We start from the raw sequence: 20,089 nt of genomic DNA on the forward strand, positions 1-20,089 counted from the left end.
CAGGCGCCTTGCGCCTGCATTTGTATTTACAGTTGCACTTCCTATGTTCATCCCAGCCTTAAAACAGGGAGACGACGGGGAATGTTCGACGCAAAGAAGCTTCTTGATCAGTTTTTGGGATCGCAGATCCCGGGTGTTGGCGGCAGTGTTCGCGATCGCGCGGGCGGCGCGGTGCAGCTTGCCAAGGACAATCCATGGAAGGCCGGAGCGCTGGCGACAGCCCTTCTCGGCACCAAGACCGGCCGCAGCATTGCCGGCAATGCGCTGACGATCGGCGGACTGGCCGCTATCGCCGGTCTCGGCTATCAGGCCTACAAGAATTATCAGGCCGGGCAGACGCCTGCCGCTCCTGCCGAGGCTACTCCTTCATCGCCGCCGCTTGTTCTTGCTCCGCCTGCCGATTCCGGTTTCGGCCCGCAGTCGCCTGCTGCCAGCAATGAGTTCGTGCTGGTGCTGATCCGTGCCATGATCGCCGCTGCGAAAGCCGACGGCCACATCGACGATGGCGAACGTGCGCTGATCATGGGCAAGATGAAGGCCGCTGATGTCAGCGGCGAAGCTGCCGCTTTCATTGAGAAGGAATTGGCCTCGCCAACCGATCTCGACGCGCTTGTTGGCGCTGCCCGGACCGAGGAGCAGAAGGTGGAACTCTATACCGCCTCGCGCCTGACGATCGAGCCGGATTCCCGTGCCGAGCGCGGCTATCTCGATCTGCTGGCGGGCCGTCTCGGTCTTGCCGATGCGCTGGTCGATCATATAGAGGCAACTGTGTCTTCCGCGAAGGTGACGCTGTCACAGTGACAAAGGGGCCGGTTGCCTTTCCGGGGCGGCTGGCCTATCCACTCTTCCACCAGAGGAGTGACCATGCGCGATCTTTCCACCTACAAGGTTTCCGCCCCCGGCTATGTGACGCTGAAGGGCCGCTATGTGACGGTTGAGCCGTTCGTTCGCGAACAGCATCTGCAGGCCTTGTGGGACGGTCTTGGCGGCATGGGCATCAATCCGCTGCTTCTCTATTTCGCACAGGACGATTTCGGCGGTATCGAGGATTTCGGTACGTGGCTCGACAACGCCAAGAAGGGCGGCTGGCTGACGCATATCTTCCGTGACAACGCGACTGGCGAAATCGTCGGGATGGCGAACTATATGCGCGCCGATCCCGCGAATGGCGTTGTCGAAATCGGCGGTGTTGCTCATGGCGCCGCGATGAAGCGTTCGCCGCTGTCCACAGAAGCGCATTACCTGATGGCCAAGCATGTGTTCGAGGACCTCGGCTATCGCCGCTACGAATGGAAGTGCGACAACAACAACGAGCCGAGCAAGACAACCGCGGCCCGCTATGGCTTCACCTTCGAAGGCGTCTTTCGTCAGCACATGATCTCGAAGCGCCGCAACCGTGATACCGCCTGGTTTTCGATGATCGACAGCGAGTGGCCGCTGCTCGACGATGCCTTCAAGGCATGGCTGTCGCCTGATAATTTCGATGGAAACGGAGACCAGAAGCGCAAGCTGCAGGACATTCGCGCCGACCTGGAAAAGGAACGGCTGGCATGAGTCCGGAAAGCCGTTCGCAGGCCGTCGCCGCCGCCGTCATTCTCCTGGTTGCAGGGCTGGTCATCTATTTCCTGCCGACCCTGGTTTTGTGGATCGGCCAATATTCGCCGCCGCTTGCGTTTGCGGTCGGCGCGATCCTGCTGCTTGGTTTCTTCGCGATCTTCTGGCTGCGCGCCCGCTATCAGCGAAACAAGAGCCGCTGAGCGTCAGCCCTGCAGGGAGGCGCCAAGAAGCAAGGCGCCGAAGCAGATGACGAGTATGGCGCCGAGAATCTCGATCGCATTTCCGATCCAGACCGATGTCACGGAGCCCCGGCCGGCGATGCGAACGGCAGCACCCTTGGCTGTCACGGCAAGCGTTGCGAGGATCGCGACAGTGATCGCCGTGCCGAAGGACATGGCGAGCACGGAAAGCACGCCGCCGAGATAAAGCCCGTTCAGCAGCGAAAAAGTCATGACCAGCAACGCGCCGGAACAGGGACGCAGTCCGACGGCGATGATCGCCGACCAGGCTTCGCGAATACTGAACGTATCGGAGCCAAGCAATGACGGATCCGGCATATGTGACTGGCCACAGGTTTCACAGGCCATGCCCGATATGAAATTGTGGCCGGCGGTGCGGGCCTGGACCTCGCCGAATGCGTAGGCGTTCTTTTCCGTCTCGTTATCTTTCCAGTCGAGCATCATGCTGATCGGTCCTTCCGGCGTCGCCACGACTTCGCGTTTCGGCATGCCAGAGATCATCGAGCGCAGCTTGCGGAAGAGAAGCCAGCCGCCGAAGGCAATCACCATGACGAAGCTGGCGATCTCCATGGCGTGCGTTGCCTGCGTCAGCGTGATCCCGCTGCCGCGCAACACCAGCCACGCGCCGCCGACGAGCGCGACGGCGACGATGCCCTGGATGAAGGCCGAGATGAAGGAGATGACGACGCCGCGGCGAAGCTCGACTTCATTGGCGATCATGTAGGACGAGATGACCGCCTTGCCGTGACCGGGGCCGGCGGCGTGAAAGACGCCATAGGCAAAGGACAGGCCGATCAGCGACGTCAACTGCCAGGGGTCCTGACGCATCGCCTTCAGGGCGCCGGTCAGCGCCCGGTAGAAGGCCTGCTGTTCATAGTTCACATAGGCAAGAAGAGGTGCAAGCGGGCCGCCGATAGGCTGGAAGCTCGGCTCTGCGGTTCCAATCCCGAGTGGAGACTGCGCGTGCGCGGCGCTGACGGCCACGGCCATCATCAGGGCCGCCGCGGGCATGAGGAACGGGACGGATCGTTTCAGCATGAGATCTCAAGCCTGGTGGCAAAGAGTTTCGACATGTTGGTGCCGGTCGGGTCGTTAAAGAACGCGTCGGTCAGGGATTGCTTGTTTTCTGAAATGACCTGGTCGGGGTCGGGGCGCAGAACGTCATGCTTGCAGCCCTTGAAGCCATCGCCGACCAGCACGAGTTCGTTGTCGGACGGAAAGTCGATCGAGGTGTAGAGCGTTGGATCGTAGACGCCGAAGGTCAACTTGCTTTTCAGCGGCATCGGCTGCGAAGGCTTGACTGCAAAGAACATCAGCAGCTGGCCCTCCTTGTAGTCGACATGGATGATGTCGGGCTTCTCGACTGTGACGTTTTTCCCGTCGACGGTCATGTTCATGTAGTAGTCGTAGTCGGCCAGTGAATCCCGCACCGTCTTGCCGACTTCGGCAAGTTCGTTTGGCTCAAGCTTCAGGTCGGTGTTCTTGTCGAAATCCATGACGACGGACGATGAGAAGACCTCGTCGAAACGCCAGATGTTTCTCAGCTCCTGGATCGTGCCATCCGGTGCTGCGACCACCTCAAGCCGGGCTTCCACGAAGATGTGCGGATGCGCCATGGCTGCGACGGGCGCGAGTGCCAGCAGGCCGGCGATCGGAAGCGTGGATTTTTTCATGCGTCGGCTTATCGCTCTGCCCAAATCGGTTGCAGTTTTCTTGCCTGACAATGGGACGGAATTGGGACCGGTCTCAAGGTGGCAAAGTGAATCAGCCGTGGCTCAGCTATGCTTCTTGAACCAGCCGTGCAGGTAATCGACGAAGATGCGGACCTTGGCCGGGAGATAACGCCGGTGCGGATAGACGGCGTAAATGCCGCGATCGGTGGGGATATAGTCGTTGAACAGCGTCACCAGACGGCCGTCCCCGATCGGCTTGCGGGCGATGAAATCAGGGATCAGCGCGATGCCGAGGCCTGACAGCGCTGCGCGTAATGTCGCATGCGGGCTGTTCACCTCCATCGGTCCGGAGACGGCGACGGTAAATGTCGTGCTGTCTGGATTGTAGAAGTGGATGCTCGCCTGCGTGCGTGAATTCCGATCGACGATAAAGGGTACATTGGCGAGATCGGACGGATGCTCGATATCAGGATAGCGCTCCAGAAATTCCGGCGTCGCGCAGATATGGACGCGAAAATCGGAGATCTTGCGGGCGATCATCCCGGAGTCTTCGAGTTTGGTGACGCGGATCGCCAGATCGAAGCCTTCCTCGATCAGATCGACGAAGCGGTCATCGGCGGCGATCTCTAGCTGCAGATCCGGGTTCTCCTTGGCGAAATCAATCAGGCACTGGCCGACATCGGCATCGACGAAAGTGCGCGGGACCGAGATCTTCAGGCGCCCCTTCAGCTGCGCGTTATTCTCGCGGACGAGATCGGCGAGATTGTCGATCTCCTTCAGGATGTCTGATGCCGTCCGGTAATAGGTATGACCGGCCTCGGTCATCGAGAACTGGCGGGTGGTGCGGTTCAGCAGCAGAGCGCCGAGCTCGTCTTCCAGTTCCCGGACATATTTGGACAGCAGCGCCTTGGAGCGGCCGGTCCGGCGCGCGGCGGCGGAAAAGCCCTCGGCTTCGACGACATCGATGAAGGCACGTATGCGGGTGAGCGTGTCCATATGTCTTTTATCCAGGTTCTAGGAGGTCAATCTACGAGACCGAGAAGGAATGCAAGCGCGGCATCGAGCTGGCGCAGCTCGGTTTCGGTCATGTGTCCGATGATCTTTCCGACTTTCTCTCGCGGCACGCCGATAACCTTGTCGGTCATAATCTGAGAACGAATTCGCAAACCCGTTCCTTCGGCCACATCCAGAATCGGCCGGAAATCAGATTCCACGATTGTTGAACTGATCGGACAGACGACGACAGAGGCATGTTCCTGGGAAATGGCGTTGGTTTGCACAACGACAGCGGGCCTAGGCTTTCCATAGTCGCCGGATATCGCGATCGTGACGATGTCGCCACGTTTCATTCCGGCCATGTCCAGCCACGGAGGTCGGCAGCTGCCTCAATCCACTCCAGAACTTCCCGCTCATCATCCTTGTTAAGAGCGGCGACCTGCTTTGCAATGCGCCTTCTCACTTCGGGAGAGCGGGCATCGAGCGCAACGATGCGCACTTCGCGAAGGTGGTTGGCCTTCCGCCGCTCCCTCATCGCCTTCATACGCTCTGCGGCGGCCGACATTGGCACTTCCTCCGATTTTTCCAAGGATAAGTGTAACGCGTGACGCCTCTACACGCAATTCTGCGCATTTTCCGCGGCTTTGATTTTTTGCGGCAGGGGTCAAAAAAATTCTTGATTATGACGACGAATATTCTTATCTCGTCCTCAGCCCAAAGTCGCACGTGCCCATGGGTGTCCGCCGAACCCTCGAATTGGTGAGGAAATCGGTAAGGTACCTGGAATTAACCCCTCCAGTCGCTATTCCGGCCAACCGGAAAATGCGAGGACGCCTGAAGCAACGACGGTGCGGGCCTTTTTGTTCTCTCCCTGCTTTCCATCAGCGGGGGTTACTGAAGAGGCACACCTTCATTGCCGGAAGTGCGGTAGGGAACCCCCTCCAATCCATGGCAGACAAAGCCGAATCCATGTCGCGTATGCGGCGTCGATTCATCATTTGCGCATCGAGCGCTTGCTATGGTTCCGGGGTCTCCACCGGCTGGTTCCAATGCGAGTTCCCGTATGCCCTTTGTCCTCCGGTTTTTGCCGGAGCTCTGGAATTGAAAAGGGATTGACATGACCACTCAGCGCATCCGCGACTTTCTCGCAACCCGACGTCCCGACGGTCCCTGCCTCGTGGTCGACCTCGACGTCGTGCGCGACAACTTCTCCGCTTTCCGTCACGCCATGCCGGACAGCGCCATCTACTACGCCGTCAAGGCAAACCCGGCTCCTGAAGTCCTGAAGCTGCTCGCCGACATGGGCTCCAACTTCGATTGCGCGTCCGTCGCCGAAATCGAAATGGCGCTGAATGCCGGTGCGACCGCCGCCCGTATTTCCTACGGCAACACGATCAAGAAGGAACGTGACGTTGCCCGCGCGCATGCGCTCGGCATCAGCCTGTTCGCCGTCGACAGCCACGAGGAAGTCGAGAAGATCTCGCGTGCCGCTCCCGGTGCCCGCGTGTTCTGCCGCGTTCTGACCGATGGCGAAGGCGCCGAATGGCCGCTGTCGCGCAAGTTCGGCTGCGTCCCGCAGATGGCCGTCGATGTTCTCGTCTACGCTCATCAGCTCGGTCTTGAATCCTATGGCGTTTCGTTCCACGTCGGTTCGCAGATGACCAAGGTCGACGCCTGGGATTCGGCTCTTGCCGATGCCAAGCGCGTCTTCGTTCAGCTGGCCAAGCAGGGTATCCACCTGCAGATGGTCAACATGGGCGGCGGCTTCCCGACCAAGTACCTGCGTGACGTTCCGACGGCGGAAGCCTATGGCCGTGCGATCTACCAGAGCCTTCGTGACCACTTCGGCAACAACCTGCCGAAGACGATCATCGAGCCAGGCCGCGGCATGGTCGGCAATGCAGGCGTCATCAAGACCGAAGTCGTGCTGATCTCGAAGAAGTCGGACAACGACGCTGCCCGCTGGGTGTTCCTCGACATCGGCAAGTTCGGCGGTCTGGCCGAAACGATGGACGAAGCCATCCGCTACCCGATCCGCACCGAGCGCGACGGCGACGAGATGGAGCCCTGCGTGATTGCCGGCCCGACCTGCGATTCCGCTGACGTGCTGTACGAAAAGAATCTCTACCCGCTGCCGCTCACTCTTTCGATCGGCGACGAGATCCTGATCGAAGGCACCGGCGCCTACACGACGACCTATTCGGCGGTCGCGTTCAACGGCTTCGAGCCGCTGAAGGCCTACATTATCTGATCTAGCTCGCCCCGTAGCCAGCCGGGGCGGCAAACTCACAATTCCTTTTCATCGCCGCTAACTACGGTATTGGGTACGGGAGGCCACGATGGCCGCTGTTCTTGATTCTGTCCGCGCATTCTTTGCGCCCTCTGTCTTCACCATCGACGCCGAAAATCCCTCGGATGTCGTGGCCCGCGAGAATTTGCTCGATCGCGCCATGGGTCCGAACCGCCGGAAGAAGTCGTCGGAAAAGATCCGCCGCGGCCGTATTCCGGCCGAAGGCCTGGCTTTGGTCGCCCGCGATGGCGACGGCCATGTCATCGGCACTGTCCGTCTCTGGAATGTCGAAGCCGGCGTCAACAGCGAGGGCACGCCGATCAATGCGCTGCTGCTCGGCCCGCTCGCCGTCGATGCCGCCTTTGAAGGCAAGGGCATTGGTGCGGCGCTGATGCGCGCTGCGATTCTCGAAGCGAAGAACCGTCAGCACGGCGCAATCCTGCTGGTCGGCGATGCGGCCTATTACGAGCGCTTCGGCTTCTTTGCCGAGGGCGCCTGCCATCTCGTCATGCCAGGTCCGTTCGAACGTTCGCGCTTTCTGGCGCTTGAACTCGTCGAAGGCTGGCTTGACGGCGCAGCCGGCATGATCGTTCCCACGGGGCGCGCGCTGACGAGCGCGCCGGTCCGGAAGGCGGCCTGACCGGAAACGAGCCTCTCTCCTGATGGAGAGGGTCTTTTTTGCTTCAGCCCTTGATCTTGCCCTTGTCGATCAGCCAACCGACTGACTCCTGGACGGCTTCAAGCGAGCTGTAGCGCGGCCGGAAATCCAGAGTATGCCGGGCCTTTGCCATCGAGCAGTTCGGGCTGCGGGCGATATGTTCCCATGTCGCCTTGGCATCTTCGGGCGTCTCATCTGCCTTCCACGCATCATACGGTTTGTAGGCCAGGTTCGGCTCATGGCCGAACCAGCGATACATCGCTTCGGCATAGCCGCGCAGTGTCAGCGCCTGTTCGGAAACGGCATGGAAAGCCTCGCCGGTCGAAGCGCGCCAATTGCCGATCGCCGCCATGAAGAGTGCCGCGATGTCATCGGCGTGAACATGGTGCACCGTTTCAAGGCCGAAATTGGCGAGCGTCAGCTGCTCGCCGCGGGCGATGGTCTGGAAGGCTGCGAGGTTGAAATGCCCGGCCGGATTAAGTGGCGCCCAGCCGCGGCCGACGATATGGCCCGGATGAATGAGCGTCACGGGCAAACCGCGGAGCTTCGCCGCTTCCAGCAGATAGTCTTCGATCGCCTTCTTCTGGATGCCGTATTCGCCGAAGGGAGCTTTCGGCGCGTCTTCGCGTGTCGGCACGGCAAGCGAATGGCCATGCGTCCAGATCGTGCCGGTGTGCAGCAGATGGCCGATATGGCCGTTCAGCGCTTCGCCGAGTTCGCGGGCGCTATCAGGGGTGAAGCAAATCTTGTCGATGACGATATCCGCCTTCAGCGCACGGATTGCCCGGCCGAAGCTGCTGTCGCGCTCCATCGCAGCGCGGTCCATCTGCCTGGTCTCGACACTCTTCCAGGCCGCGTGCGGCAGGTAGGGCTCGGCGGCGCCGCGGCTGACGGCGATGACCTCGTGGCCCGCCTCGACAAGCCGCGGCACCAGATAGGTGCCGACGTGACCCGTTGCTCCGATAACGACGACGCGTGCCATGAACTTCTCCTCCATCCGTCCGGCCGGGACTATGTCGTGCCGGGCATGCTGGGGGCAAGGGGCTTCATAACGTTTCACGTCCACGTGAGACGGTCCGGCTCGGTGGTGATTTTCTGTCGCGATGGCCCTAGGTGAGGGGCATGCTCAGAATTATCGCCGCCGCCCTCATTGTCATCGCCATGCCGCTTGCCGCTTTCGCGGAGGACAAGCCGCTGGCTGGATTACTCGACAGTCTTGGCAACCGGGAGGAGTTGGTGCCGCTGAAGACGGTCGTGATTGCCAGGAATGGTGAGATCGTTGCCGAGCAGGGATATCGTGGCCACACGACCTCCGAATCCGCGAATATCAAATCGGCTTCGAAGTCGATCATCTCGGCTCTGGTCGGGATCGCCATCTCGAAGGGCCTGCTGGAAGGGCCGGATCAGAAGATCACGCCGATCCTCAAGGCCGATCTCCCTGATAATCCCGATCCGCGGCTCAATGACATCACAATCGGCAACCTGCTCTCGATGCAGGCAGGGCTTGGGCGCATGTCGGGGCCGAACTATGGGCGCTGGGTCTCCAGCCGCAACTGGGTCCGCTTCGCGCTCGCCCAGTCTTTCGATGACGAGCCGGGCGGCCAGATGCTCTATTCCACGGCATCGACGCACCTGCTCTCGGCGATCCTCACGAAAGTTGGTGGCAAATCGACTTTAGCCTTGGCGCGCGAATGGCTGGAGCCCGTTCAAGGTTTCCGCATCGGTGCATGGGAGCGCGATCCTCAAGGCATCTATCTCGGCGGAAACCAGATGGCGATGAGTGCCCGATCGCTGCTGGCCTTCGGCGAACTGTACCGCAATGGCGGCAAGACGGCTGATGGTGTGCAGGTCGTGCCCGCAGACTGGATCGTCCAGTCTTGGCAGCATCGAACCAATTCGCGCTTCTCGGGAGACGGTTACGGCTATGGCTGGTTCGAGCGGCAGATTGGCGGCGAAACCGTGCATTTTGCCTGGGGCTATGGCGGGCAGATGCTTTACATCGTTCCGTCGCTGAACCTGACGGTGGCGATGACTTCCGCGGAAAGCGGCCCGTCAGCGCGCAACGGTTATCGTGACGCGCTGCATGACCTGCTGGCGGATATTATCGAGACGGCGAAGACGTCGTGAAGGCGGCTGGCGCCGCCATCAACTCAGGCCGAGATATCGACCACGCCGCAATCGCCGGCTTCGGATGCGAAGGCCAGCAGCTTGCCGTTCTTGCTCCAGCTCATGGCGGTGATCGCACCCTTGCCGGGGCGGCGGATCAGGGCTTCCTTATTGTCGGCAAGACGAACGGCCAGGATCATGCCGTCGATGAAGCCGATCGCCAGGATATCCTCGGCCGGGTGAAACTTGACCGCAGTTGCCATGATGTTGGCGCGTGTGCCGAGTTCCAGCGGCGACTTGCCCATCGGGCCGTCCTTGCCCTGGAAGGGCCAGACGATGGCGGCGGGGGCACCTGACGAGGCAAGCCACTTGCCCTTGGCGGACCAGGATAGCGACTTCACCTTGGCCGGATAGCCGGTCATGCGCATGTGGCGGGCCTCGGTGCCGGGCTTGATATCCAGCTTCCAGCCGTGCAGGGCGTTTTCCTGCATCGAGGTGACGAGGAAGTTGCCATCGGGCGAGAAGGTGACGCCTGTGTGGGCGCCCTTCCATTCGAGATCGACAGGCTTGGCCGTTGTCGAAACCCAGTGCAGCGACACACCGTTATAGCGGGCAGCGGCAATGCGCAGGCCTTTCGGCGCAAAGGCCAGGCCTTCGACGGTGCGTTCTTCGGTGAATTCCTTGGTCTCGCCATTGGCGAGACGCACGAAGGCGCTCTTGCCATAGGAATAGGCAATGGCGCCCTGCGGGCCGGCGGCAAGCTGCGAAATCCACTTGCGCGGCGCACTGGCAATTTCGGTCACGGAGGCATCGGCGCCGATGCGCAGCACCTTGCCGTCTTCGCCGCCTGAAATCAGGCTTTCGCTATAGGGGTCGCGGATGCAGGTGAGCATGCCCTGGTGGGCTTCGGAGACCTTCTCGGCGCCATCCAGCCGGTGGAACGTGCCATTGGCACTGGCAAAGAAGGGGGTGTCACCTAAAAATTCGACGGCCAGAATATGGCCGTCGAGATCAAGCGGAGCAACTGTTGGCATCAGGCCGCGGCCTCGCATGCCTTGAAGGAGGCTTCGAGCTTTTCGCGGTCGAGTTCGCGGCCGATGAAGACGAGACGTGTCTCGTGCTTCTCGCCGTCCTTCCACGGACGCTGGTGATCGCCTTCTACGATCATATGGACGCCCTGAACGACATAGCGCTCGGCATCGTCCTTGAACGCGATGATCCCCTTCAAGCGCAGGATATTCGGGCCCTGCGTCTGGGTGATCTTCTGGATCCAGGGGAAGAAGCGCTCGGCAATCATTTCGCCGCCGCGCAGCGACACTGACTGCACCGTCACGTCATGGATCGGCGATACGGCGCCATGGTGATGATGGTCGTGTCCGTGGTCGTGATCATGGTGGTGATGATCGTGGTCATGGTCATGACCATGCGCGTGATGATGGTGATCGTGATCGCAGTCCGGGCCGCAGACGTGGTCGTCATGGCCATGCTCGAGGAAATGCGGGTCATTTTCCAGCGCACGCTCAAGATTGAAGGCGCCCTGATCGAGCACGCGGGCGAGATCGACGCCGGAGCGGTTGGTCTTGTAGACGCGGGCCGATGGGTTGATGGCGCGGACGATGTCCTCGATCTGCGCCAGCTCTTCGGCGGTCACGAGGTCGGTCTTGTTGATGAGGATAACGTCGGCGAAGGCGATCTGGTCTTCGGCTTCGCGGCTGTCCTTCAGGCGCAGCGGCAGATGCTTGGCATCGACTAGGGCGACCACGGCATCGAGCTCGGTCTTGGCGCGGACGTCGTCATCCATGAAGAAAGTCTGGGCGACCGGAACCGGATCAGCAAGGCCCGTCGTTTCGACGATGATGCCGTCGAAACGGCCGGGGCGGCGCATCAGGCCTTCGACGACGCGGATCAGGTCGCCGCGCACCGTGCAGCAGACACAGCCGTTGTTCATCTCGTAGATCTCTTCGTCGGACTCGACGATGAGGTCATTGTCGATGCCGATCTCGCCGAATTCGTTGACGATGACAGCATATTTCTTGCCGTGATTTTCGGACAGGATGCGGTTCAGCAGCGTCGTCTTGCCGGCACCGAGATAACCGGTGAGCACGGTGACGGGAATGGGCTTCTGCTGGGTGGAGATTGCGTCGGTCATGAGAACCTCGAAGAAATGGGCGTGCGGCCGCGGGGGCTAAAAACGGTCGGTTTCATATAAGGAGTTGGGAGCGGCAGTTCAAAGGGTTTTATAATGTTATAAGATCACATTCTGCCGCTGCTGCGCCTCAGCCAAGTTCGGATGCGTCGAAGGCATCGATATCCTGCAGCAGCTCGATCAGGCCTTTAACGGCGTGGGCGACCAGTGCCTCGCCTTTTTCTGCCGTGGCGGCCGAAGCATTGCCCGCCACGCCTTTCGCGCTGAGATCGGACATCTTCCAGCCGAAAGCGTGCGGGCCATAGGCGCGCAGATGCTTGAAGCGTTCTGCGAATTCACTTTGCCGCGATGGGAAATCCGCCGCTTTCTGCATCTTCACCTTGCCCGGGTGCAGAGCGAGCATGACCGATGTCTCGATATCGCCGCCATGAATGTCGATTGCCTTCGCCTCCGGCGCAATCATGCCATCGGGCACACCGAAGCGCGTCCAGCTGGTTGTCACCGCGAGCATGTTGAAATGGACGCGGGCTTCGGTCGAAACGATTGCCGTCAGCGGCGAGTTGCCGCCATGGGCGTTGAGCAGAACCAGCTTGCGGATGCCAAGATCATGCAGCATCCCCGATATGCCCAGCCAGCGATGGATAGCCTCGCCATAGGTCAGCGTCTTCGTGCCCTCGACATCCATATGCTCGATCGAATAGCCGATCGGCTCGGCCGGAAGAAAGGTCACGGGCAAGCCCGCCGGCAGCGCCGCTTTCAGGCGCTCGACGATGCCTTCGGCGATCAGCGTATCCGTGTCGAAAGGCAGATGCGGCCCGTGTTGCTCATGGGCGCCGAGCGGCAGCACCGCAATCCAGCTCTTTCTTTCGTCAGGCGTGAGCGACGGATCGTTTTCCGCGAAGTTTAGAGAGGGGACTGTCATGCGGTTTCAATGCCCCTTGTTTATGACGTGAAGCTGCGCAATGTCATAATGCAGAAGATCAAAGGGATGGCGATGGGCAAGAAGCACAAAGACGGTAAGAAAAACAAGTCCAAGAAGAAGGACCAGACCGAATATACGCTTGCCGATCTCTCGCCAGCCCTGACGCAGGCGGCGCGCTCGATGCGCACCGTGCTGTCCCGTAATCTTCTGGAGAGCGGCCTCTATGCCGGGCAGGACGGCGTCATTCTTTCGCTTTCGGAAACGGATGGCATGACCGCCGGCGGGCTTGCCCAGAGCCTCGGCGTCAAGGCGCCGACGATGACGCGGACGATCGGGCGCATGGAGGCGCAGGGTTTCGTCGAGCGCAAGCCGGATGCCGAGGACGCGCGTCTGACCAAGGTCTATCTGACGGAGCTCGGCCGCGGCAGCGTCCAGTCGATCGAGACCGCCGCATCGCGCTGCGACGGGATGGCGACGCAGGCCTTTTCCGACAAGGAGATCCGCAACCTCGTGCGGCTGCTGAAGGCGATCGACAGCAATCTGCAGGCTGAAGCGGCGCATTTCGAAGAGCCGGACGAAAACTGAGATCCATTGAAATTTAGGTTTGCCTCCCTGCGTTTAATCTTTTAATTAAATATTTTAAGGGGCGCGCCTACCCGTTCGCACAAGCGCTCCATATCTAGCGCGTTGCCTGGGGAGGATGCGTGGCTCAGAAGATCAAGCTTTCGACGATTGCCGAAACACTCGGTATTTCAACGGCAACCGTCTCTCTCGCCTTACGCGATAGCCCGCTCGTTGCGGGCAGCACCCGGGACAAGATCAAGGAACAGGCGCGAGCGCTCGGCTATATCTATAACCGCCGCGCCGCCAGCCTTCGCACCTCGCGATCGGGCATCATCGGTGTTGTCGTCCACGACATCATGAACCCGTTCTACGGGGAAATCCTGAAGGCGATCGAGAGCGAGCTCGACCGCAGCCGCCACACCTTCATTCTCTCCAATCACTATGACTCGGTCGAGAAGCAGCGAACCTTCATCGAGACGCTGCTGCAGCTCGGCGGCGATGGCGTCATCATGTCGCCGGCGATCGGCACGCCACCCGAAGACCTGCAGCTGACCGAGGACAACGGCATGCCGGCGATCCTCGTCGCCCGCTCGATGGACGTGATGGACCTGCCGACCTATCGCGGCGACGACAGCTACGGCATCTCGCTTGCCACCAACCATCTGATCGGACTCGGCCATCGCTCGATCGCGATGATCGGCGGTACGGACCAGACCTCGACCGGGCGAGACCGCTATCAGGGCTATGTCAACGCGCTGCGCAAGGCAGGGATCGAGGTCGATCCGAACCTGCGCATTCCAGGCCCGCGCTCGAAGCAGGGTGGCTTCGAAGCCGCCGTTCACTTCCTGTCGCTGCCGCAGAAGCCGACTGCTGCCGTCTGCTGGAACGACCTCGTCGCCATCGGCCTGATGAACGGCATCGCCCGCGCCGGACTCGTCCCCGGCGGCGACATTTCGGTGACCGGCTATGACGACCTCGAGGAAGCATCGATTGCAACGCCGGCGCTGACCACCGTCTGGAACGGCCAGGCCGAAGTCGGCCGGCTTGCGGCGCGCGCGCTGCTTGACCGTCTTGCCGGCAGTCACGAACCCGATGGCATCCATCTCATCAAGCCTGAGATGCGGATCCGCCAGTCGACCAGCCCCTACAGACCCCGCACGTAATCAAGAGGAAAAGCCATGTCCCGCATCGCCATTCTCGTTCCCGGGAAGATACACGAACGCGTTCCAGCCAGGCTGCGGGAGCATTTCGAGCTGATCACCGCTGAACGCGATGCGAATGGCGCGCTCGCGATCGATGCGGAGACGGCGGCGCGCATTCGCGGCGTGGCGGTATCGGGTTTGATCAAGGCTGAAGACATCGACCTGCTGCCTGCGGTCGAGGTGATCTCGAGCTTTGGCGTCGGCTATGATGGCGTCGATGTGAAGCACGCGGCGTCGAAGAATATCGTCGTGACCAACACGCCGGATGTGTTGAACGACGAAGTTGCCGATACGGCGCTGGCGCTGCTTCTCAACGCCGCCCGTGAATTTCCGCGCGCCGAAAACTGGCTGCGCGACGGCAACTGGAAGCCCGGCGTGAACTATCCGCTGTCGCGCTTTTCGCTGAAAGGCAGGCATGTCGGCATGTTCGGCCTTGGCCGCATCGGCCAGGAGATTGCCGCGCGGCTCGAGCCGTTCAAGGTCAAGATCAGCTATCACACGCGTACGCGCAATTCTGACGTCGCCTATGACTATTACCCGTCGCTGAAGGAGCTGGCGTCTGCCGTCGATACGCTGATCGCCATCGTTCCGAAAACGCCTTCGACGCACAAGATCATCGATGCCGATATCCTTTCAGCGCTTGGGCCCGACGGGATCTTCATCAATGTCGGCCGCGGCTGGAGTGTGGATGAGGACGCGCTGATCTCGGCGCTGAAGAACGGCACGATCGGCGCAGCCGGTCTCGACGTCTTCTACGACGAGCCGAATGTGCCCGCCGGACTGATCGCGCTGCCGAACACCGTGCTGCTGCCGCATCTGGCCTCCGGCTCGGTGCCGACGCGCAACGCCATGGCCGATCTGGTGGCCGATAATCTGATCAGCTGGTTCCAGCAGGGCAAGCCGCTGACGCCGGTGCCGGAAACGCCCGTTAAATCTTAGGCGATGGCCTTTGATGCGGTCCGCGCGGCGACATAGTCGCGCACCGCATCGCCGAAGGCCGCGAAAATCTGGTTCGAGGGCTTGTCGGTTTCAGCCCAATATTCCGGATGCCACTGAACGCCGACGGCGAAAGCCTTGGCATCGATGACCGAGACGGCTTCGACCGTGCCGTCTTCGGCCAATGCCTCGACCTGCAGCCGCGGCGCCGTCTTGGCGATCGCCTGGCGGTGCAATGAATTCACCTGAACCTCGCCGGAACCGATGATTCCGGCGATGCAGGAGCCTTCCTTGACGAAGACGCTCTGGCGGATCGCATACATGCCGTCGCGATCAACGCCGTCTGGCTTGCGGTGATCCCAGATGCCTGGCTGTTCCTGGATCTCGCTGGCGAGAGAGCCGCCGAGCGCGACGTTCAGTTCCTGGATACCGCGGCAGATGGCCAGCAGCGGGATGCCGCGGTCGATGGCGCGACGGATCAGCGGCAGGCTGGTGGCATCGCGCGCCGGGTCGAACGGACCATCGCTGTCTTTCGCCTCGGCGCCATAGAGGGTGGGGTGGACATTGCTCGCCGAGCCGGAAACCAGCACGCCATCGACACGGTCGAGCACGGCGTCGATATCATAGCCCTTCTCGAAAGCCGGAACGATCAGCGACATCACGCCGGCTGCGTTCAGTGCGGCGCGGACATATTGATGCTGGGCGGCGTGCCAGACGGCGCCATCGAGAGTTCGGATGTCGGCGGGAACGGCAACGATCGGCTTGGTCATGGTCTGTCCGGAAAATCTCTTGGTGATGCCTATTTGAGAGCCGAGAACGGCTTCAAAGTCAACTTCTCGGCGCAATGGCTGGCCAAATTGCGGCAGTGGCCGATATCGGCCGCGAAGAACAGGCTAAACTGCTGATTTTGATGGAAAGGCCGGTCGCGCCGCATTGCTGCCGTGATGCCAAAGTCTCATAGACTAAAGCTTGAAACGCGAACGGCTGCATGCTTAGCTCGGCGCCATTGCGACGGGTAGGGAAGAGTTTAGCCGCGCATTGCCATCTATACGGGAGGTTTTTGATGGATCGTCGTTCATTTATCAAGAAGGCGGGTGCTACGGGGGCAGGCGCCGTCGCAGCTGGCGCATTGGCAGCACCGGCGATCGCGCAGGAAAATCCGAAAATCTCGTGGCGCATGACGTCTTCGTTTCCAAAGAGCCTGGATACGATCTTCGGCGGCGCCGATGATGTCGCCAAGCATGTTGCCGCTGCAACGGATGGCAATTTCCAGATCCAGACCTTTGCCGCGGCCGAAATCGTCCCGGCGCTCGAAGCGGCCGATGCTGTCAGCTCCGGAACGGTCGAAGCGGCGCACACCTGCTCCTATTATTTCGTCGGCAAGGATCCGACCTACGCTATCGGCACGGCGATCCCCTTCGGTCTCAACGGCCGCCTGACCAATGCCTGGTATTACGAAGGCAACGGCAACACGCTGATGAACGAATTCTACGCGACGCAGGGCATCTACGCGCTGCCCGCCGGCAATACCGGCGCTCAGATGGGTGGCTGGTTCCGCAAGGAAATCAACACGCTTGATGACCTCAAGGGCATCAAGATGCGCATCGCCGGCATCGCCGGTCAGGTCATGTCCAAGGTCGGCGTCATCCCGCAGCAGATCGGCGGCGGCGACATCTATCCGGCGCTGGAAAAGGGCACGATCGATGCGGCTGAATTCGTCGGCCCCTATGACGACCTGAAGCTCGGCCTGCACAAGGTTGCCAAGTATTACTACTATCCGGGTTGGTGGGAAGGCGGTCCGACGGTCCACGCCTTCTTCAATCTCGAAAAGTGGAACAGCCTGCCGAAGCACTATCAGGCGGCGCTGACCGATGCCTGCGCCTACGCCAACACCAATATGATGGCGAAGTACGACATGAAGAACCCGGGCTCGCTGAAGCAGCTCGTCGCCGAGGGCGCGACGCTGCGTCCGTTCAGCCAGGAAATCATGGAAGCCTGCTTCCAGGCGTCGATGGATCTCTACAAGGACCTGTCGTCGAAGAACCAGTATTTCAAGAAGATCTACGAGGATCAGGCCGCATTCAAGCGTGATGCCTATCTGTGGATGCAGCTCTCGGAATACACCTTCGACACGTTCATGATGATCCAGCAGCGCGCCGGCAAGCTCTGAGCTTTCAGGCCTCGACGTCGAGTAAAGTAAGCCCCGGATGCAAGTCCGGGGCTTTTTTGTTTTTGACATACACTCCGCGCGTCATCCTCGGCCTTGTGCCGAGGATCTGTTGTGCTCACCAATATACGACGGTAGATCCTCGGGACAGGCCCGAGGATGACGGCGGCAATGGTCGCTGCCTGACAAAAGAGCCCGGATTTCTCCGGGGCTTTTTGTTTGCTTACTTGATGACCGGCGGCTGGCTGAGGTCGGGCTGAGCCGGTGCTGCCGGGGCAGGGACTGCTGGCGGTTGGCCGGGGGTGCCCAATGGCGGCAGGGTGAGGCCCGGGATCTGCGGCGATGCGCCACCGGGAGCGCCCATCGGCGGCAGGCCGAGCTGGCCGCCGAAGCTGGGTATTTCGATCTTGATGGTGTTCGGATCGACCTGCGGGCCCTTGTCCAGCCAGTAGGTGACCGACTGCGGCCAGAAGATAATGATCGCCACGAGGATCAGCTGCATGCCGACCCAGGGGATTGCGCCCATGTAGATGTCTTTGGTCTTTACGTCCCTGCTGGCGATCGAGCGCAGATAGAAGAGCGCGAAGCCGAACGGCGGGTGCATGAAGCTCGTCTGCATGTTGACGCAGATCAAGACGCCGAACCAGATCAGATCGATGCCGAGGCTGTGGGCCACCGGCGCCAGCATCGGGATGACGATGAAGGCGATCTCGAAGAAATCCAGGAAGAAGGCGAGGATGAAGATGAAGATGTTGACGAAGATCAGGAAGCCGACAGGACCGCCCGGGATGCCCGACAGCATGTGCTCGATCCAGCGCGAGCCGTCCATGCCCTGAAAGACGAGGCTGAAGCAGGTCGAGCCGATCAGGATCATCACCACCATCGAGGTGATGTGCATGGTCGAGGTCATCGCCTCGCGGATCAGCGGCCAGGTGAGGCGGCGGTGCAGGGCGGCAAGCGCAATGGCGCCGACGACGCCGAGGGCGCCGGCTTCTGTCGGGGTGGCGAGTCCCATGAAGATGGTGCCGAGCACCAGGAAGATCAGCACGATCGACGGGATCATGCCCCAGAGAACGGTGGCCAGCAGCTTCCAGTCAAAGTCGCCGCGCACTTCCTTCGGCAGCGGCGGCATCGACTTCGGGTTGATGATCGACAGGATCAGAATGTAGCCGACGAAGATCGCCACCTGCAGGATCGAGGGGCCGATGGCGCCGAGATACATGTCGCCGACCGAGCGTCCGAGCTGGTCGGCGAGGACCACGAGAACCAGCGAGGGTGGAATGACCTGGGTGATCGTGCCGGAGGCGGCGATGACGCCGGTCGCAAGCCGCGGGCTGTAGCCGTAGCGCAGCATGATCGGCAGCGAGATGACGCCCATGGTGATGACGGAAGCCGCGACCGTGCCGGTGATGGCGCCAAGCACGGCGCCGACCAGAATGACGGCATAGGCAAGACCGCCCGGGATGGCGCCGAACAGCTTGCCGGTACCTTCAAGCAGGTCTTCCGCCAGCCCGCATCGCTCGAGCACGGCGCCCATCAGCGTGAAGAACGGAATGGCAAGCAGCAGATCGTTGGAGACGATGCCGAAGAAGCGCAACGGCAGAGCTTGCAGGAACACTTCGCTGAAATGGCCGGTGATAATGCCGATGATGCCGAAGAACAGGCCGACAGCGGCCAGCGAGAAGGCGACCGGAAAGCCATAAAGCATGAAAATGATCATGCCGACGAACATGGCGGGCGGAATGATACCGTAATCGAACACGTGCTTTCTCCCCCGGATGTCTTACTGCAGCGGCTTTTCGTATTTCGTGTCGATCTGGATACTGCCGGCGAGTGCCGCGATCCTCTTGATCAGCTCCGAAATGCCCTGAAGGCTGAGAAGCGTGAAACCGGCAAACAGCATGAACTTCACCGGCCAGCGGATCAGGCCGCCCGCATTGGCGGAGACTTCGCCCTGTTGGAAGGAATGCATGAAATAGGGCCAGCAGAGAATGGCGAGGAAGATGCAGGCCGGGATCAGGAAGACGACGAGGCCGATGATATCGATCCAGAGCCGCGCGCGATCCGAGACCGAGCCGTAGATCAGGTCTACGCGCACATGCTCATTGTTCCGCAGCGTGTGGGCGGCGCCGAGCACGACGACATAGGCGAAGAGATACCATTGGATCTCCAGCCAGCCATTCGAGCTGTAATTGAACGTGTAGCGGACGATGGCATTGCCTGCGCTGATCAGGCAGCAGAAGAGCACCATGTAGTCTGCAATCTTGCCGATGACTTGGCTGAATCGATCGATCAGCCGGCTGACACTCAACAGAGCCGCCATCTCTTCTCCCCGTATTGCCTTTGCGGCAAGTTCTCCTCGTTGGAATTTGTGTAAACGAGGGTTCCCTAAAATGAAAGATGAAATGGCCCGTCTAGGAGTTTAGTCGTAGGCGCCATGGTTGTGGCCGCTGATGGCTCGCCGGTATGCGGTCGATGCTGGCCATAATATAAGTCAAGAATAATGCATCTCCCGGATGTGTATTCGCACTCCGCTTTTGAAATACGCCCCGGAGTTTTAGAAAAACCAGCCAAATACATAGGGTTCATGCAATCAAATTTTAAAGGGTTCTGAGTATCGTGCCCGCGCACAG

At 60.7% G+C, this 20,089-nt stretch carries 22 protein-coding genes; 10 read left to right on the plus strand and 12 right to left on the minus strand.

Translation table 11 applies throughout. From position 1 onward, the window contains the following. Nucleotides 1–81 precede the first annotated feature (81 nt). From AC1DV9_RS23460 to AC1DV9_RS23470, 3 genes are all read left to right on the plus strand, one after another. The gene (locus tag AC1DV9_RS23460; RefSeq protein ID WP_477950231.1) at nt 82–801 is read left to right on the plus strand and encodes a tellurite resistance TerB family protein; all 720 of its coding nucleotides are present in this window, start codon (nt 82–84) and stop codon (nt 799–801) included. A gap of 63 nt (nt 802–864) precedes the next feature. Next, nucleotides 865–1,554, plus strand: a complete 690-nt coding sequence (locus AC1DV9_RS23465) for a GNAT family N-acetyltransferase (RefSeq protein WP_112385604.1) — start codon at nt 865–867, stop codon at nt 1,552–1,554. Continuing rightward, nucleotides 1,551–1,757 carry a hypothetical protein gene (locus AC1DV9_RS23470; RefSeq protein ID WP_112385603.1) on the plus strand — a complete coding sequence of 69 codons (207 nt, stop codon included), beginning with the start codon at nt 1,551–1,553 and terminating at the stop codon, nt 1,755–1,757. Before AC1DV9_RS23465 ends, AC1DV9_RS23470 begins: the two co-directional genes overlap by 4 nt. A 3-nt stretch (nt 1,758–1,760) precedes the next feature. Here AC1DV9_RS23470 and AC1DV9_RS23475 read toward each other — a convergent pair whose 3' ends face one another. The 5 genes from AC1DV9_RS23475 to AC1DV9_RS23495 all read right to left on the minus strand — a co-directional run bounded on the left by AC1DV9_RS23475 (nt 1,761) and on the right by AC1DV9_RS23495 (nt 5,030). After that, entirely contained in the window at nt 1,761–2,807 is a 1,047-nt protein-coding gene (locus AC1DV9_RS23475) for a nickel/cobalt transporter (protein ID WP_477950273.1), read from the minus strand. 20 nt (nt 2,808–2,827) lie between these two features. Further along, a complete protein-coding gene (locus AC1DV9_RS23480; RefSeq protein WP_112385601.1) occupies nt 2,828–3,469 on the minus strand; it encodes a DUF1007 family protein in 642 nt (213 codons plus the stop codon). 102 nt (nt 3,470–3,571) lie between these two features. After that, the gene (locus tag AC1DV9_RS23485) at nt 3,572–4,465 is read right to left on the minus strand and encodes a LysR family transcriptional regulator (RefSeq protein ID WP_477950232.1); all 894 of its coding nucleotides are present in this window, start codon (nt 4,463–4,465) and stop codon (nt 3,572–3,574) included. A gap of 26 nt (nt 4,466–4,491) precedes the next feature. Then, complete coding sequence (locus AC1DV9_RS23490; RefSeq protein WP_112385724.1) at nt 4,492–4,818, minus strand: type II toxin-antitoxin system PemK/MazF family toxin; 327 nt, start codon at nt 4,816–4,818, stop codon at nt 4,492–4,494. Then, complete coding sequence (locus AC1DV9_RS23495) at nt 4,815–5,030, minus strand: antitoxin MazE-like protein (RefSeq protein WP_310296888.1); 216 nt, start codon at nt 5,028–5,030, stop codon at nt 4,815–4,817. The genes AC1DV9_RS23490 and AC1DV9_RS23495 overlap by 4 nt, the downstream gene beginning before the upstream one ends. Nucleotides 5,031–5,582: 552 nt before the next feature. Here AC1DV9_RS23495 and odc2 point away from each other — a divergent pair. Both odc2 and AC1DV9_RS23505 read left to right on the plus strand, forming a co-directional pair. After that, nucleotides 5,583–6,716, plus strand: a complete 1,134-nt coding sequence (gene odc2 / locus AC1DV9_RS23500; protein WP_477950233.1) for an ornithine/lysine decarboxylase — start codon at nt 5,583–5,585, stop codon at nt 6,714–6,716. Between the two features lie 88 nt (nt 6,717–6,804). Continuing rightward, nucleotides 6,805–7,395: a GNAT family N-acetyltransferase gene (locus AC1DV9_RS23505; protein ID WP_477950234.1), complete on the plus strand. Its 591-nt coding sequence runs from the start codon at nt 6,805–6,807 to the stop codon at nt 7,393–7,395. Between the two features lie 43 nt (nt 7,396–7,438). On the opposite strand, the gene AC1DV9_RS23510 is transcribed toward AC1DV9_RS23505, so the two are convergent. After that, nucleotides 7,439–8,395, minus strand: a complete 957-nt coding sequence (locus tag AC1DV9_RS23510; protein ID WP_477950235.1) for an NAD-dependent epimerase/dehydratase family protein — start codon at nt 8,393–8,395, stop codon at nt 7,439–7,441. Between the two features lie 179 nt (nt 8,396–8,574). Between AC1DV9_RS23510 and AC1DV9_RS23515 the strand changes: the two genes are divergently transcribed. After that, entirely contained in the window at nt 8,575–9,540 is a 966-nt protein-coding gene (locus AC1DV9_RS23515; protein ID WP_477950274.1) for a serine hydrolase domain-containing protein, read from the plus strand. Between the two features lie 23 nt (nt 9,541–9,563). On the opposite strand, the gene AC1DV9_RS23520 is transcribed toward AC1DV9_RS23515, so the two are convergent. The 3 genes from AC1DV9_RS23520 to AC1DV9_RS23530 form a co-directional block, all read right to left on the minus strand. After that, complete coding sequence (locus AC1DV9_RS23520; protein ID WP_477950236.1) at nt 9,564–10,553, minus strand: WD40 repeat domain-containing protein; 990 nt, start codon at nt 10,551–10,553, stop codon at nt 9,564–9,566. Further along, nucleotides 10,553–11,668 carry a CobW family GTP-binding protein gene (locus AC1DV9_RS23525; RefSeq protein WP_477950237.1) on the minus strand — a complete coding sequence of 372 codons (1,116 nt, stop codon included), beginning with the start codon at nt 11,666–11,668 and terminating at the stop codon, nt 10,553–10,555. Before AC1DV9_RS23525 ends, AC1DV9_RS23520 begins: the two co-directional genes overlap by 1 nt. A 127-nt stretch (nt 11,669–11,795) precedes the next feature. Continuing rightward, a complete protein-coding gene (locus AC1DV9_RS23530; protein ID WP_477950238.1) occupies nt 11,796–12,587 on the minus strand; it encodes a creatininase family protein in 792 nt (263 codons plus the stop codon). A 72-nt stretch (nt 12,588–12,659) separates the two neighbouring features. Between AC1DV9_RS23530 and AC1DV9_RS23535 the strand changes: the two genes are divergently transcribed. The 3 genes from AC1DV9_RS23535 (at nt 12,660) to AC1DV9_RS23545 (ending at nt 15,292) form a co-directional block, all read left to right on the plus strand. Continuing rightward, nucleotides 12,660–13,172 (plus strand): MarR family winged helix-turn-helix transcriptional regulator, encoded by a 513-nt coding sequence (locus AC1DV9_RS23535; protein ID WP_477950275.1) that lies wholly within the window; start codon nt 12,660–12,662, stop codon nt 13,170–13,172. A 119-nt stretch (nt 13,173–13,291) separates the two neighbouring features. Next, nucleotides 13,292–14,314 (plus strand): LacI family DNA-binding transcriptional regulator, encoded by a 1,023-nt coding sequence (locus tag AC1DV9_RS23540; protein ID WP_112385593.1) that lies wholly within the window; start codon nt 13,292–13,294, stop codon nt 14,312–14,314. 15 nt (nt 14,315–14,329) lie between these two features. Continuing rightward, complete coding sequence (locus tag AC1DV9_RS23545; protein ID WP_477950239.1) at nt 14,330–15,292, plus strand: 2-hydroxyacid dehydrogenase; 963 nt, start codon at nt 14,330–14,332, stop codon at nt 15,290–15,292. On the opposite strand, the gene AC1DV9_RS23550 is transcribed toward AC1DV9_RS23545, so the two are convergent. Beyond that, nucleotides 15,289–16,059, minus strand: a complete 771-nt coding sequence (locus AC1DV9_RS23550; protein ID WP_477950240.1) for a gamma-glutamyl-gamma-aminobutyrate hydrolase family protein — start codon at nt 16,057–16,059, stop codon at nt 15,289–15,291. The genes AC1DV9_RS23545 and AC1DV9_RS23550 overlap by 4 nt on opposite strands. 293 nt (nt 16,060–16,352) lie before the next feature. On the opposite strand from AC1DV9_RS23550, the gene AC1DV9_RS23555 reads away from it, so the two are divergent. Then, nucleotides 16,353–17,459 carry a TRAP transporter substrate-binding protein gene (locus tag AC1DV9_RS23555; RefSeq protein ID WP_112385590.1) on the plus strand — a complete coding sequence of 369 codons (1,107 nt, stop codon included), beginning with the start codon at nt 16,353–16,355 and terminating at the stop codon, nt 17,457–17,459. 220 nt (nt 17,460–17,679) lie between these two features. On the opposite strand, the gene AC1DV9_RS23560 is transcribed toward AC1DV9_RS23555, so the two are convergent. Continuing rightward, entirely contained in the window at nt 17,680–19,218 is a 1,539-nt protein-coding gene (locus tag AC1DV9_RS23560; RefSeq protein WP_477950241.1) for a TRAP transporter large permease, read from the minus strand. 21 nt (nt 19,219–19,239) lie between these two features. Further along, nucleotides 19,240–19,779 (minus strand): TRAP transporter small permease subunit, encoded by a 540-nt coding sequence (locus AC1DV9_RS23565; RefSeq protein WP_112516815.1) that lies wholly within the window; start codon nt 19,777–19,779, stop codon nt 19,240–19,242. Nucleotides 19,780–20,089: the final 310 nt, after the last annotated feature.

Source organism: Rhizobium sp. 01L410, assembly GCF_056400165.1.

Excerpts from the sequence above, each read along its gene's own strand:
- odc2 (WP_477950233.1), top strand. The coding sequence starts at position 5,583 with ATGACCACTCAGCGCATCCGCGACTTTCTCGCAACCCGACGTCCCGAC.
- AC1DV9_RS23490 (WP_112385724.1), bottom strand. The coding sequence starts at position 4,818 with ATGAAACGTGGCGACATCGTCACGATCGCGATATCCGGCGACTATGGA.
- AC1DV9_RS23550 (WP_477950240.1), bottom strand. The coding sequence starts at position 16,059 with ATGACCAAGCCGATCGTTGCCGTTCCCGCCGACATCCGAACTCTCGAT.
- AC1DV9_RS23475 (WP_477950273.1), bottom strand. The coding sequence starts at position 2,807 with ATGCCCGCGGCGGCCCTGATGATGGCCGTGGCCGTCAGCGCCGCGCAC.
- AC1DV9_RS23530 (WP_477950238.1), bottom strand. The coding sequence starts at position 12,587 with ATGACAGTCCCCTCTCTAAACTTCGCGGAAAACGATCCGTCGCTCACG.
- AC1DV9_RS23535 (WP_477950275.1), top strand. The coding sequence starts at position 12,660 with ATGGGCAAGAAGCACAAAGACGGTAAGAAAAACAAGTCCAAGAAGAAG.
- AC1DV9_RS23525 (WP_477950237.1), bottom strand. The coding sequence starts at position 11,668 with ATGACCGACGCAATCTCCACCCAGCAGAAGCCCATTCCCGTCACCGTG.
- AC1DV9_RS23545 (WP_477950239.1), top strand. The coding sequence starts at position 14,330 with ATGTCCCGCATCGCCATTCTCGTTCCCGGGAAGATACACGAACGCGTT.
- AC1DV9_RS23495 (WP_310296888.1), bottom strand. The coding sequence starts at position 5,030 with ATGTCGGCCGCCGCAGAGCGTATGAAGGCGATGAGGGAGCGGCGGAAG.
- AC1DV9_RS23485 (WP_477950232.1), bottom strand. The coding sequence starts at position 4,465 with ATGGACACGCTCACCCGCATACGTGCCTTCATCGATGTCGTCGAAGCC.
- AC1DV9_RS23505 (WP_477950234.1), top strand. The coding sequence starts at position 6,805 with ATGGCCGCTGTTCTTGATTCTGTCCGCGCATTCTTTGCGCCCTCTGTC.
- AC1DV9_RS23510 (WP_477950235.1), bottom strand. The coding sequence starts at position 8,395 with ATGGCACGCGTCGTCGTTATCGGAGCAACGGGTCACGTCGGCACCTAT.
- AC1DV9_RS23460 (WP_477950231.1), top strand. The coding sequence starts at position 82 with ATGTTCGACGCAAAGAAGCTTCTTGATCAGTTTTTGGGATCGCAGATC.
- AC1DV9_RS23470 (WP_112385603.1), top strand. The coding sequence starts at position 1,551 with ATGAGTCCGGAAAGCCGTTCGCAGGCCGTCGCCGCCGCCGTCATTCTC.
- AC1DV9_RS23565 (WP_112516815.1), bottom strand. The coding sequence starts at position 19,779 with ATGGCGGCTCTGTTGAGTGTCAGCCGGCTGATCGATCGATTCAGCCAA.
- AC1DV9_RS23555 (WP_112385590.1), top strand. The coding sequence starts at position 16,353 with ATGGATCGTCGTTCATTTATCAAGAAGGCGGGTGCTACGGGGGCAGGC.
- AC1DV9_RS23520 (WP_477950236.1), bottom strand. The coding sequence starts at position 10,553 with ATGCCAACAGTTGCTCCGCTTGATCTCGACGGCCATATTCTGGCCGTC.
- AC1DV9_RS23480 (WP_112385601.1), bottom strand. The coding sequence starts at position 3,469 with ATGAAAAAATCCACGCTTCCGATCGCCGGCCTGCTGGCACTCGCGCCC.
- AC1DV9_RS23465 (WP_112385604.1), top strand. The coding sequence starts at position 865 with ATGCGCGATCTTTCCACCTACAAGGTTTCCGCCCCCGGCTATGTGACG.
- AC1DV9_RS23515 (WP_477950274.1), top strand. The coding sequence starts at position 8,575 with ATGCCGCTTGCCGCTTTCGCGGAGGACAAGCCGCTGGCTGGATTACTC.